Genomic DNA, 12,148 nt, shown 5'->3' on the forward strand with positions numbered 1-12,148 from the left:
GCGGTCATGGCGCACCGCCCGGCCGGCGGGCACTGTCGCACCACGTGCAGGCCCGGCGCAAGGGCGGGCCGGGTCAGCCGCGGCGCATGATGGCCGCGGCGGCGGCCACGTTGATGACCGCGATCGCCAGCCACGCGACCACCAATCCCACCGGCCCCGCCCCGCCCACCGCGATCGCCGTCAGCGGGATGCCGATGCCCATTGAGCCCAGCGCGATCGGGATCATCGCGGCGCCGGGATTCTTGACCTTGCGGGGGCCGGGACCGTACATGTCCAGCTCGGCCCGCACCCGGGCGGCGATCGTCGCGTCGAGGCGTTCCACGAACGACTCCACGAGCGCGGCCTCGTAGTCTGGACCGAGATCACGCCGGGCGTCGAGCGTGGCCTGCAGGTCTTCCCGGATGGGGCGCTTGTCTGACATAGGGACATCATCCCCGGCGTGCGGCGCGCCGTCATCCGACCTGAGAGCTAAGGCGCGATCCTCCCCAGGTACGGTGCTGCCATGGAGGTCATGACCCCGCGAGGGCCGGCACGCGTCGACGTCGACGAGGCGGCGCGGCCGCGGCTGCTGCTCGTGCTGACCCACGGGGCGGGCGGGGGAGTGGACGCCCCCGACCTGGTCGCTGTGCGCGACGCCGCGCTCGGCGCGGGAGCCAGCGTGGCCAGGGTGACGCAGGCGTTCAGGGTGGCGGGGGCGCGCGCGCCCGGCTCGCCGGCCAGGCAGGACGAAGCCTGGGAGGCCGTGCTTAGTGAGTTGCGCGCGCGGTGGCCGGACCTGCCTGTCGTGCAGGGCGGGCGGAGCAACGGGGCGCGGGTCGCCTGCCGTACCGCCAAGGCCGTCGGCGCGGCCGCGGTCGTGGCGCTGGCCTTCCCGCTGCATCCGCCGGGGAGGCCGGAGCGTTCCAGGGCCGAGGAGCTACGGGGCGCCGGGGTGGACGTGCTGGTCGTCAACGGGGACCGCGATCCGTTCGGGATCCCTGACGCGGCGGACGCGGCGCGCCTGGTGGTGCTGCCGGGGGAGGGTCACGATCTGAAGCGGGACCCCGCCCGGGTGGGCGAGGTCGTTGCGGAATGGATCGCCCATTACGCTGCGCCGCGTCCGGCGGTCCGCGGCCGGTAGCGGGCGTTCGCACCCACGGTGCGCCGCGTCCAGCGCTTCCGCGCCGGTAGCGGCGTTCGCGCCTGCGCGTGCGTCAGGCAGCGCCGACCACAGGCCGGTGCGGGGCGATGACGGCCCCGTTGGGAAGGAGCTCCCCGGTGTCCTCGAACAAGACGACGCCGTTGCAGAGCAGGCTCCAGCCCTGCTCGGGGTGGCGGGCCAGGGTGCGTGCCGCCTCGCGGTCGGGCGCCTCTGCATCCGGACAAGCCGGGTGGTGCGGGCACATCGGCGTGCCTCCGATATCTCGTGGGATGCTCCCGTTGAGGGGCGGGAGCCTGCTCGGGTTGTTCTTTCAGGCAAGTGTGCGACGCATGTCACACATTCCGACATAGTCCATTAGGACTGTTACAGGGGGAATCCCGGAACGTGTGACCTTCGACACAGCGTGCCTTATGCAGGATAACGGTCCAAGCGCGACACGCGCATCACGTTTGCAAACCCTTGAGGAGAGCGTCGAGTCCGCGGTCGAAGTCATCATCGGCTCTTTCATCCCTCCTTACCCATTCGTCGACCTCGGGATCGGCCCAGCCTGACTGCTGTACTTCGACGGCCACGCTGCCGAACACGAAAGCCCGCAGCGCGCGTACGGCCTCCGCCGCGTTGTCCAGGCCGCCGTCGGCGAGTTGCTCGGTCTGCTCCTTGATGGCCAGGGCCGTAGCCCCTTTGGGGGGTTTCGTGAGCGCGAGGGCCAGGACGCCCGGGTGCTCGCGCAGCAGCTCCCGCTCCGCCCGGCACCACGCCTTGGCCGTCTCCTGCCAGGTCGGACCCTGCTCGACGTGGACGGTGGTGACATGTTCGGCCAGGGCGTCCATCAGCGCCTCCTTGCCCCGGGGCAGGTGATGGTAGATGGCCATGGCCTCCACCTGCAGCGCGTCGCCCAGGCGGCGCATGGTGAGCCGGCGCAGGCCCTGGCTGTCGGCGATGTGCAGTGCGGCCTCGATGATCCGCTCGCGGGAGAGGGGCACGGGTGGTCTCTTGGCGGGCATGTGATCATCTTACAATGTAAAGGGCGCCGCGCCGGGCCGATTTCCGAGCGTGTCGCGAGACGGCGTACGCTTGGCGCTTGAACGAATACCGGCAGTGTGAAGGGGCAGGGTCGATGGCGTTTTTCCGTCCGCGGGTGAGCCGGGAGGCCGAGGTTCGCTACCACGCGGACCAGGAGATCTCCAAGAGCTTCCCCCAACTGCTCGAAAAGGCCAGGCAGGCCGAGAAGACGCTGCGTGAGTTGCGGGCCGCCGCGGCCGACGAGATCGAGCTGATGGCCGCGGGGCAGGCGTTCGACCGGGCGCTGACGGAGGCGCTGCGGGCGGCCGAGGCCGGGCAGCGGGCCACGTTCGGGGTGAAGGCCTACGACAACCGGATCGCGCGGCGCAAGGCCAAGGCGACGCCTGCGGGGGCCATGTGGACGGCCGAGGTGGAGCGGCTGCGCACGTTGCGCGAGGAGAACCGGATGTGGGGGATTCCCGGCGTGCCCCGGCCGCTGCCGGCGACCCGCTGACGATCCCGCTCACCCCGATCGGGGGCGGGCTCCCTCCTCCGACCCGGGGCCGGGTTCCGGTCCTGATCATTCCGTCGCGCGTACGCCCGCTGCGCCCGTCATGTGGTGTGCGGGCGTGAGAAAGCCCCGGTCACATGGCGTGCCGGGGCTTCGGGGTTCAGCTGGCCCAGTCGAGCAGCGGGCGGGTGTTGCTCGGGTGCCGCAGCTTGGACAGCGACTCCTTCTCCAGCTGGCGGATCCGCTCCCGGGTCAGCCCCAGGTGCTTGCCGATCTCGTCCAGCGTGTGCGGCTTGCCGTCCACCAGGCCGAAGCGGAGCGCCATGATCTTCGACTCCCGCGGCGACAGGTTGTCGAGCACGCCCCGCAGCTGGTCGCCCAGCAGCTGGCGGTCGACGATCTCCGACGCCTCCGGCGAGTCGACGTCCTCGATGAGGTCGCCGATCGTGGTCTCCCCGTCCTCGCCGATCGTCGCGTTCAGCGAGATCGGCTGGCGGCTCGTGCGCAGCAGCTCCTCGATCTGGTCCGGGGTCTTGTCCAGCTCGACCGCCAGCTCCTCGGGCGTGGGCTCGCGTCCCAGGCGCTGGTGCATGTCACGCTCGACCCGCGACAGCTTGGAGAGCATCTCCAGCACGTGCACGGGCAGCCGGATCGTGCGGGCGGAGTCGGCGAAGCCGCGCTGGATGGCCTGCCTGATCCACCACATGGCGTACGTGGAGAACTTGAAGCCCTTGGTGTAGTCGAACTTCTCCACCGCCCTGATCAGCCCCAGGTTGCCCTCCTGGACGACGTCCAGCAGGGACATGCCGCGGTCGGTGTACTTCTTGGCGACTGAGACGACCAGCCGGAGGTTGGCCTCCAGCATGTGGTCCTTGGCCCGCCGGCCGTCCTCGACGACCAGGTGCAGGTCTTCCTGCGCGTCCGGGGACAGGTCGGGCTGGGTCTCCAGCTTGTACTCGGCGTACAGGCCGGCCTCGATGCGCCTGGCCAGCTCGACCTCCTGCGCCGCGGTGAGCAGCGTGCGGCGGCCGATGGACTTGAGGTAGGTGTGCACCGAGTCGCCCATGACCGACTGGGTGTCGTCCAGGTCGATCTGCTCGCTGTCGAGGTCCGCGTCCTCGGCGCTCAGCACCAGCTCGTCGTCGGGCACGTCTTCCACGTGCTCCGGCTTGGCCTCGGACGGGACGACGCCCCTGGCCGCGGCCGGTGCGGCGGCTTTTGCCTCGGTGGCCTTGCGGCCGGTAGTCTTTGATCGTGAGGCGGGCGCCTTCTTGGGGGCGCTTCCCTCTGTCTTCCTGAGGGTGCTCTTCTTGGAGGCGGTCTTGCTGAGAGACGGCTCGCCTTCGGCGGCCAGGCTCACGCCGGCCTCCGACAGTTCGCGCAGGATCGTACGCCCCTCGGAGGGACTGACGCCGGCCTCGGCGAACGCGTCACGCAGTTCCGCCAGAGAAAGGTGACCCTGAGCTCGCCCTCGTTCAAGCAGCTGGTCGAGAGTCGCGGGTGGGGTCGCCACGGCGGTTGTGGGCATGAGGACACCTCCTCCGTACGGAGTTTGAAGCAAACGGGCAGGTTGTGGTGGGGCGGCTTCGCTGTCCGCACGGCGCACCAGTATCAATAACGCCAATCGCCGCCATTTGTTCCCGCGTGGCCGAAAACGCGAAACAGGGGCAGATCGCCCGCAGGCGAGCCGCCCCTCACGCGGGTCCTATTCGTTGATGATGATCCCCCCGGTCGAGGCCTCGGGCATGGGCATGGGCTGGGCGTCTTCCATGCGCTGGTCCGTCCAGTATTCGAGGACCTTGTCCGGATCAGGGTTGACTTCCCTGGAGATCACGGTGCCGTCGCTGCTCTTGGGGGACGGCTCCGGCTGCTCCGGCTGTCCGGACGGTGACGCCTTCTCCACCACTGCTCTGGTCTCCTCGAGCTTGCCCGCCGAGGCGGCCGCCGCGATCGAGACACCGGCGACCACGATGACGCCGACGATGGCCGCGGATGCCCACATCTTGCGGGTCTGGTCCATGAAGGCTCCCTCCCTCTCCGCACTTTGACGCAGCCGCAACTCGTCAGGTTCCTGCCCTAAGCCGTACCAGGTCGGTCTTGCCGTTCGCCAGCAGCGGCAGGCGGGGCACCAGGCGCAGGTCGCGCGGGGCGGCGTGGGGAGGAAGCCTATCGCGGCAATATGCCCGCAATTGGGGAAGCGTGGGGGGCGTGTCGGGGTCGGCGGGCACGACGACGGCCGTGACCAGCTCGCCCCATTCGGGATCCGGCGTGCCGATCACCGCCACGTCGGCGATTCCGGGGTGCGTGTCCAGCACGGCGGCCACGGCGGCGGCCACGACCTTCTCGCCGCCGGTGTTGATGACGTCGTCGGCCCGGCCCAGCACCCGCAGCCGGCCGCCGGTCAGCTCGCCCAGGTCGGAGGTGACGAACCAGCCCCCGTCGAACGGCGCGGCGGCGCCGAAGCGGTAGCCGGAGAACAGCACGGGGCCCGCGATCCTGATCAGGCCGTCGTCCCCGATTTTGAGATCTACATTGTAAAGGGGCTGGCCGTCGTACACGCAGCCGCCGCACGTCTCGCTCATCCCGTACGTCGTCACCACCCCGGCGCCGAGGTCCCTGGCCCGCTCCAGCAGCCCCGCCCGGGGCGCGGCGCCGCCGAGCAGGATCGTGCGGAACACCGACAGATCCGCCCCTATCTCCACGAGCCGGTGCAACTGGGTGGGCACCAGCGAGACGTGGTCGGCGCCGGAGTCCAGGACGGCGCGCGGGTCGAACCCGGCATGGATGATCGGCTCGCTCTCCGACAGCAGGGCGCGCACGAGGACCTGCAGGCCGGAAACGTGGGAGACGGGCAGGCAGCACAGCCACCGCTCGCCCTTGGAGGCCTCCACGCGCCGCAGTGAGGCCGCCGCGGAGGCGCGCAGCGCGGTGGCCGACAGCATCACGCCCTTGGGCGCGCCGGTGCTGCCGCTGGTGGCGATCACGACCGCCACGTCCCCGGGCACACCGGCCCCGCCGTCCTGCGGCGCACCGTCGAGGTGGGTGGGGCGCAGCGCGGCGAGCGCGGCGCCGGCCTGGCCGGGAGGAAGCGGCAGCACGGCCGGCCCATCGCCCTCGAGGGCGTCACGGATCGCCGTGAACAACGCGGGTCCCGGAGGCTGCACAATGGCATGCAGCGGGCGGTCCGGATGCGACGGGTTCCTCCACATGCTCGTAAGGTTAGTGGCGACAGGTCGATCAGCGGCGCAGCGGAAAACGGGGGGCATCGTGCGGCGTTCTCCCGAAGCTTCCGAAGCTGTGAAATCTCCCGAAGTTCGCGAATCTCCGGTGGTCTTCCGGATCCCCATGCGGACGCGTTTCCGGGGGCAGACCGTCAGGGAAGGCGTGCTGCTGCACGGTCCCGCGGGGTGGGGTGAGTTCTCCCCGTTCCCCGAATACGGCCCGCGCGAGTGCGCCCGCTGGCTGGCGTGCGCCCGCGAGGCCGCCTTCGAAGGGTGGCCGGAGCCGGTGCGCGACAGCGTCCCGGTCAACGCGACCGTGCCCGCCGTGGGTCCCGAGGAGGCTTATGAGCTGGTGCGGCGCTCCGGCTGCGGCACGGCGAAGGTCAAGGTGGCCGAGCGGGGGCAGACGTTCGACGACGACGTGGCCAGGGTGGAGGCCGTACGCGACGCGCTCGGCCCCTCGGGCCGGCTGCGCGTGGACGCCAACGGCGCCTGGAGCGTCGAGGAGGCCACGCGGCGGCTGAAGCGCCTCGATCGGTTCGACCTGGAATACGCCGAGCAGCCGTGCGCGACCCTGGAGGAGCTGGCGGCGGTGCGGCTGGCCTGCGACGTGCCGATCGCGGCCGACGAGTCGATCCGGCGGGCCGAGGACCCGCTGCGGGTCAGGGCGGCCGAGGCGGCCGACATCGCGGTGGTCAAGGTCCAGCCCCTGGGCGGGGTGCGCAACGCGCTGCGGGTGGTGGAGGCGTGCGGCCTGCCCGCCGTGGTCTCCAGCGCCGTGGAGACGTCCGTGGGGCTGGCGGCGGGGCTGGCGCTGGCCGCCGCCTTGCCGGAGCTGCCGTACGCGTGCGGGCTCGGCACGATGTCCCTGCTGACCGGCGACGTCGTGGCCGAATCGCTGGTGCCGGTGGACGGGCGGCTGACGGTGCGCCGCCCGACGGTGAATTCTCAGCATTTGTCGGCATTTGAGATTGAATCTCCCCAGTGGCTTCGCCGGATGCAGGAGGCGTCACGTTGAACCCCGCTACCGCGCTGGCCACGGTGCTGGTCGACGAGCTGGTGCGCTGCGGCCTGACCGACGTGGTGCTGGCGCCCGGCTCGCGCTCCGCCCCGCTGGCGCTGGCGCTGCACGCCGAGTCGCGGGTGCGCCTGCACGTGCGCATCGACGAGCGCTCGGCGTCGTACCTGGCGCTGGGGCTGGCCAAGCGGGCCGAGCGGCCGGTCGCGTTGATCTGCTCCTCGGGCACGGCCGCCGCCAACTTCCACCCGGCGGTGATCGAGGCCGGCGAGTCGGGTGTGCCGCTGCTGGTGCTCACCGCCGACCGCCCGCCCGAGCTGCGCGGCACCGGCGCGAACCAGACGATCGACCAGCTCAAGCTGTACGGCTCGGCGGCCCGCTGGTTCGCCGAGGTCGGCGTGCCGGAGGAGCGTCCCGGGCAGGTGGCGTACTGGCGGTCGCTGGCCTGCCGCGCCTACCAGCGCGCCTCCGGCCCGGGCAGTCCCGGCCCGGTCCACCTCAACCTGTCCTTCAGGGAGCCGCTGATCCCCGACGGCGACACCACCTGGTGCGAGCCTCTCGACGGCGGCGCGAACGGCCCCTGGGTGCGCGCCAGGGTCGCGCCCCCGCCGATCGCCCTGCACATCCCGCCCACCAGGCGCGGCGTGCTCGTCGTCGGCGACGGCGCCGCGAACGTGCGCCGCTACGTGGCGGCCGCCGGGATGGCGGGCTGGCCGGTGCTGTCGGAGCCGAACGGCGGCGCCCGCTACGGCGACCACGCCATCTCGACCTACCACTACCTGCTGGGCACGCCCGAGTTCGCCGACGCCTACCGGCCCGACGTCGTGGTCACGCTGGGCCGTCCCGGGCTGTCGCGGCCGCTGCTGTCGTGGTTGCGGCGGACCGAGCAGCACATCGTGGTGGCGCCCGACCTGGACCGCTGGCCGGACCCGACCCGGTCGGCCACGCAGGTCGCGCAGGCGGTGGAGATCCCGGTCGCCTCGGGCGACGACAGCTGGCTGCACGCCTGGCGGCAGGCGGACGCGGCGGCCAGGGCGGCCGTGGACGCGGTCCTCGACGCCTCGGGCACGAGCGAGCCGCGCCTGGCCAGGGACCTGGTGGACGCGCTGCCGAACGGGGCGTTGCTGTTCTGCGGGTCCTCGATGCCGATCAGGGACCTGGATCAGGCGATGCGGTCGCGGCGCGGCATCAGGCTGATGGCCAACCGGGGCGCCTCCGGCATCGACGGGCTGGTGTCCACGGCGATGGGGGCGGCGCTGGCGCACAACGGGCCCGCGTACGCGCTGGTCGGCGACCTGTCGTTCCTGCACGACCAGAACGGGCTGATCCTGGGCCCCCGCGAGCCCCGCCCCGACCTGTGCCTCGTCGTGGTGAACAACGACGGGGGCGGCATCTTCTCGCTGCTGCCCCAGGCGGCGATACGCGACTCGTTCGAGCGCGTGTTCGGCACGCCGCACGGGGTGGACCTGGGATACGTCGCGGCCGCGAGCGGCACGCCGTACACGCTGGTGGAGGAGATCACCGACCTGCCCAAGGCGCTGCGCGGCGAAGGGCCACGGGTGGTCGAGGTGCGTACGGACCGCGAGGAGAACGTGCGGGTGCACGCCCTCCTGCGCGAGGCCGCCCAGGAGGCCGTCCGCGCCTGCCTAGCCGCCCAGCGCGTCCAGTAGGCGGTTGAGCGGGCTGTCCAGGTTGTATCGGTCGGCCAGGCGCACCAGCGCCTCGGGGTCGCGCGGCTTGGCCGGCAGTGCCAGGTCGACGGCGGGAAGCGGCGCGTCGGGGGCCACCTCGACGACGGCGGGGGCGGCGCGCAGGTAGTCGCGGGCGGCGGCCAGCCGGGTTCGGCTGCCCGCGGGGAAGCCGTCGGTGGCGCCCGCGTCCAGGGCCTCCAGCAGGGCCTGCAGCGAGCCGAAGCGGGTGATGAGAGCGGCCGCGGTCTTCTCCCCTACGCCGGGGACGCCGGGCAGGCCGTCGCTGGGGTCGCCGCGCAGGGTGGCGAAGTCGGCGTAGCCACGGCCGGGGATGCCGTATTTGGCGGTGACGAACGCCTCGTCCACGATCTGCAGGTTGCGGATGCCCCGGGCGGTGTAGAGGACGCGGACCGGGCGGGCGTCGTCGACGAGCTGGAACAGGTCGCGGTCACCCGTGACGATGTCGACCGCGCCGCCGGCCCGGTGGGTGAGCGTGCCGATCACGTCGTCGGCCTCGTAGCCGGACGACTCCAGGCGGGCGATGCCGACGGCGTCGAGCACCTCCTCGATGACGGCGATCTGCGGCACGAGCGCCGCGGGCACCTCCTCGATGTTGCCGTGGGCGACGCGGTGCGCCTTGTACGTCGGGATCGCCGCCACGCGGAACGCGGGCCGCCAGTCGGCGTCCATGGTGGCCACGAGCTCCGCGGGGGAGTGCTGGCGGACGAGGGTGGCGATCATGTCGATGAGGCCGCGTACCGCGTTGACGGGGGAGCCGTCCGGAGCCGTGACCGACTCCGGGACGCCGTAGAACGCGCGGAAGTAGAGGGACGGGGTGTCCAGAAGCATCAGCACCCGTCTATCGTCGCACTCTCCGCCCGCCGGTGGCGCGGGTCCGCCGGGGCCGGGACGACCACCGCCAGCAGGCACGCGTCGTCCTCCGGGTTGGGGCCGCCGATGTCGGCCAGCAGGCGGTCGAGCCCGGCGTCCAGGTCGCCTCCCGGCACGTCGCGGGCGGCGGCCAGCGCCAGGTCGAGGCCGACGTCGATGTCGCGGGTGCGCCGCTCGACCAGCCCGTCGGTGAACATGAGCAGCAGGTCGCCGGGCCGCAGCCGGGTGGTGGCGAGCTCGTACGGGCGGCCGAAGGCGGCGCCCAGCAGCACGCCCCTGGGCTGGTCGAGGCGGCTGGCGACGCCGTCGCGCACCAGGATGGGCGCCAGGTGGCCGGCCTGGCTCCAGGCGAACACCCGGGTCTCCGGGTCCAGGTGGCCGATGATCGCAGTGGCGGTGATGTCCTTGAACTGGTGCAGGACCAGCTCGTTCAGCCAGTCCAGCAGCCGGTTGGCGGGCCGTCCGGTCATGGCCAGGCCGACGAGGGCGTGGCGGAGCTGGGCCATGTGCGCGATCGCGGGCAGGCCGTGGCCCGAGACGTCGCCGATGGCCAGCAGGAGCCGGCCGTCGGGGGCGGGCGCGGCCTCGAACCAGTCGCCGCCCAGGTTCGCGGTCTTCTCGGCGGGCACGTACCGCACCGCGATCCTGGTGTTCGGCAGGTCCAGGCAGCCGGCGGGGTCGGGGAGAATGGCCTCGCGCATGGCCAGCATCACGTGGCGCTCCTCGGCGGCCCGCTCGCGGGCCTCCAGCAGCTGGCGGCGCGACTCCGACATCATGCGCTCGGCGCGGCGGCGGCCGGTGATGTCCTGGATGACGCCGTGCAGGCCGATCGGGCCGCCCGGGGCCATCAGCGGTTCGAGCACGGCGCGCAGGTCGCGCAGCTCGCCGCCGCGGCGGATGCGGAACTCGGCCTGGACCGGCTCGACGCCCTGCACCGCCGACCACAGGAGCCGGTCCAGCGCGGCCACGTCCGCCGGCTCGACGTGCTTGGCGAGCTGGGGCAGGGCGACGGGGCCCGCGTCGGGGTCACGGCCGAAGATCGTGTAGACCTGATCGGACCAGATCGTCTCCCCGGTGTGGAGGTGCCATTCCACCCAGCCCATGTTGCCGAGCCGCTGGGCGTGCGCCAGCCGTACGGCGAGCATCTCGGCGTCGGCCTCCGGCCCGAGCAGCTCGGCCGCGCCTGTGACGTCGACCATCATCTCACTCTCAAAGTGCAGTGGATCTGGACAATTGTCCCCACACTACGTGTTCGTCGTTGCACGGAGTGTAGCCATGCCTTGCCGTGTTGTGAGAGCTTTTCACGGATTTTAGGAGGGGTGATCCGGAGTAGATTGTCGCTGTGACGTCCTCAGACTTGTATCCCGTGACCCGACTGGCCGCCGTGCAGGAGGCCACCGCCAAGAGCGGGCTCGACGCCCTGCTGCTCACGCCCGGCCCGGATCTGCGCTATGTGAGCGGTTACGACGCCAAGCCGCTGGAGCGGCTGACGTGCCTGGTGGTGCCCGCGGCGGCGGAGCCGTACATGATGGTGCCCCGCCTGGAGCTGCCCGCCGGCGAGGCCTCGCCGGCCTCGCGGCTCGGGCTGGAGTTCGTGGCCTGGGACGAGACCGACGACCCGTACGCGATCGCGGCCGCCAGGCTGGGCTCGGTCGCCAAGGTCGGGCTGGCCGACCGGATGTGGGCGATGTCGTCGCTGCGCTTCCGTGAGGTGCTGCCGGACACCGAGCAGGTGCTGGCCGGCAGCGTGCTGCGCGAGCTGCGGATGCGCAAGTCGCCGGCCGAGGTGGCGGCGCTGCGGGAGGCCGGGGAGGCGATCGACTCCGTGCACCGGCGGGTGCCCGAGTTCCTGCGGGCCGGGCGCACCGAGCGCGAGGTGGGCCGGGACATCGCCGAGGCGATCCTGGCCGTGGGGCACGCGACCGTGGACTTCGTGATCGTGGCCTCGGGTCCCAACGGCGCGAGCCCGCACCATGACGTGTCCGACCGGGTGATCCAGGCGGGCGAGCCGGTCGTGGTGGACATCGGCGGCCAGTTGCACAACGGCTACTGCTCCGACTCCACCCGCACCTACAGCGTGGGGGAGCCGCCCGCGGAGTTCGCCGCCTATTACGAGGTGCTGCGCCGGGCGCAGGACGCGGCCTGCGCCGCGGTACGTCCTGGCGTGTCGTGCGAGTCGATCGACGCGGCCGCCCGCGACCTGATCGCCGAGGCGGGATACGGCGATTATTTCATCCACCGGACCGGGCACGGGATCGGGATCGAGACGCACGAGGAGCCGTACATCGTGGCCGGGAACGGCGAGCCGATGGAGCCCGGGTTCGCTTTCTCCGTGGAACCGGGCATCTATCTGCCGGGCCGGCACGGGGCCCGGATCGAGGACATCGTGGTGTGCACGGACAACGGCGCCGAACGCCTGAACGACACCCCCCGCGAGCTGGTGATCGTGTAGATAGGACGGCCACCCTCCGTCCCTTTTGCATTTCGGGGCGTGCGCCGAGGTGCGAATGGCGGACGTGGCCGGGATCCGGGCGATGTGGACTTCGTCTTCGCCGCGGTTGAAACATTCCCGCCGCGATATTCCCGGGCAATCGCCGGGCCTTTGGAAAAAGGCATCCGGCTGATGTGTTCGCCGCCTGCAACGGCGTTGCCGCGGCAGGCGGCGGCCCGCTG

13 protein-coding genes are annotated in these 12,148 nt (G+C 72.0%); 5 read left to right on the top strand and 8 right to left on the bottom strand.

Annotated features, from left to right (window positions below; genetic code table 11):
* Nucleotides 1–73: 73 nt before the first annotated feature.
* The gene (locus ACTMTI_RS38880) at nucleotides 74–421 is read right to left on the bottom strand and encodes a hypothetical protein (RefSeq protein ID WP_441125734.1); all 348 of its coding nucleotides are present in this window, start codon (nucleotides 419–421) and stop codon (nucleotides 74–76) included.
* 81 nt (nucleotides 422–502) lie between these two features.
* On the opposite strand from ACTMTI_RS38880, the gene ACTMTI_RS38885 reads away from it, so the two are divergent.
* Nucleotides 503–1,120, top strand: a complete 618-nt coding sequence (locus ACTMTI_RS38885) for an alpha/beta hydrolase family protein (RefSeq protein ID WP_441125736.1) — start codon at nucleotides 503–505, stop codon at nucleotides 1,118–1,120.
* Between the two features lie 73 nt (nucleotides 1,121–1,193).
* Here the strand turns inward: ACTMTI_RS38885 and ACTMTI_RS38890 are convergent, their stop codons facing one another.
* Complete coding sequence (locus ACTMTI_RS38890; RefSeq protein WP_441125737.1) at nucleotides 1,194–1,385, bottom strand: DUF5999 family protein; 192 nt, start codon at nucleotides 1,383–1,385, stop codon at nucleotides 1,194–1,196.
* A 199-nt stretch (nucleotides 1,386–1,584) separates the two neighbouring features.
* Complete coding sequence (locus tag ACTMTI_RS38895) at nucleotides 1,585–2,145, bottom strand: TetR/AcrR family transcriptional regulator C-terminal domain-containing protein (protein ID WP_441125739.1); 561 nt, start codon at nucleotides 2,143–2,145, stop codon at nucleotides 1,585–1,587.
* Nucleotides 2,146–2,258: 113 nt separating this feature from the next.
* Between ACTMTI_RS38895 and ACTMTI_RS38900 the strand changes: the two genes are divergently transcribed.
* Entirely contained in the window at nucleotides 2,259–2,657 is a 399-nt protein-coding gene (locus ACTMTI_RS38900; protein ID WP_441125740.1) for a hypothetical protein, read from the top strand.
* Between the two features lie 157 nt (nucleotides 2,658–2,814).
* Here ACTMTI_RS38900 and ACTMTI_RS38905 read toward each other — a convergent pair whose 3' ends face one another.
* The 3 genes from ACTMTI_RS38905 to ACTMTI_RS38915 all read right to left on the bottom strand — a co-directional run bounded on the left by ACTMTI_RS38905 (nucleotide 2,815) and on the right by ACTMTI_RS38915 (nucleotide 5,863).
* Nucleotides 2,815–4,182 carry an RNA polymerase sigma factor gene (locus ACTMTI_RS38905; RefSeq protein ID WP_441125742.1) on the bottom strand — a complete coding sequence of 456 codons (1,368 nt, stop codon included), beginning with the start codon at nucleotides 4,180–4,182 and terminating at the stop codon, nucleotides 2,815–2,817.
* A gap of 177 nt (nucleotides 4,183–4,359) precedes the next feature.
* Complete coding sequence (locus tag ACTMTI_RS38910) at nucleotides 4,360–4,674, bottom strand: hypothetical protein (protein WP_441125744.1); 315 nt, start codon at nucleotides 4,672–4,674, stop codon at nucleotides 4,360–4,362.
* A gap of 43 nt (nucleotides 4,675–4,717) precedes the next feature.
* Nucleotides 4,718–5,863, bottom strand: coding sequence for an AMP-binding protein (locus tag ACTMTI_RS38915; protein WP_441125746.1), 1,146 nt, complete (start codon nucleotides 5,861–5,863; stop codon nucleotides 4,718–4,720).
* Between the two features lie 136 nt (nucleotides 5,864–5,999).
* Between ACTMTI_RS38915 and ACTMTI_RS38920 the strand changes: the two genes are divergently transcribed.
* A complete protein-coding gene (locus tag ACTMTI_RS38920) occupies nucleotides 6,000–6,893 on the top strand; it encodes an o-succinylbenzoate synthase (RefSeq protein WP_441125747.1) in 894 nt (297 codons plus the stop codon).
* Nucleotides 6,890–8,563, top strand: a complete 1,674-nt coding sequence (menD, locus tag ACTMTI_RS38925; RefSeq protein ID WP_441125749.1) for a 2-succinyl-5-enolpyruvyl-6-hydroxy-3-cyclohexene-1-carboxylic-acid synthase — start codon at nucleotides 6,890–6,892, stop codon at nucleotides 8,561–8,563. Before ACTMTI_RS38920 ends, menD begins: the two co-directional genes overlap by 4 nt.
* Here the strand turns inward: menD and ACTMTI_RS38930 are convergent.
* The gene (locus ACTMTI_RS38930) at nucleotides 8,540–9,433 is read right to left on the bottom strand and encodes a 5'-3' exonuclease (protein ID WP_441125897.1); all 894 of its coding nucleotides are present in this window, start codon (nucleotides 9,431–9,433) and stop codon (nucleotides 8,540–8,542) included. The genes menD and ACTMTI_RS38930 overlap by 24 nt on opposite strands.
* Nucleotides 9,433–10,677: a PP2C family protein-serine/threonine phosphatase gene (locus tag ACTMTI_RS38935; protein ID WP_441125751.1), complete on the bottom strand. Its 1,245-nt coding sequence runs from the start codon at nucleotides 10,675–10,677 to the stop codon at nucleotides 9,433–9,435. The genes ACTMTI_RS38930 and ACTMTI_RS38935 overlap by 1 nt, the downstream gene beginning before the upstream one ends.
* A gap of 155 nt (nucleotides 10,678–10,832) precedes the next feature.
* On the opposite strand from ACTMTI_RS38935, the gene ACTMTI_RS38940 reads away from it, so the two are divergent.
* The gene (locus ACTMTI_RS38940) at nucleotides 10,833–11,927 is read left to right on the top strand and encodes a M24 family metallopeptidase (RefSeq protein ID WP_441125898.1); all 1,095 of its coding nucleotides are present in this window, start codon (nucleotides 10,833–10,835) and stop codon (nucleotides 11,925–11,927) included.
* The last annotated feature ends 221 nt before the right edge of the window (nucleotides 11,928–12,148 follow it).

The sequence above is a fragment of the Nonomuraea sp. H19 genome (assembly GCF_052068215.1).
Classification (GTDB): domain Bacteria; phylum Actinomycetota; class Actinomycetes; order Streptosporangiales; family Streptosporangiaceae; genus Nonomuraea.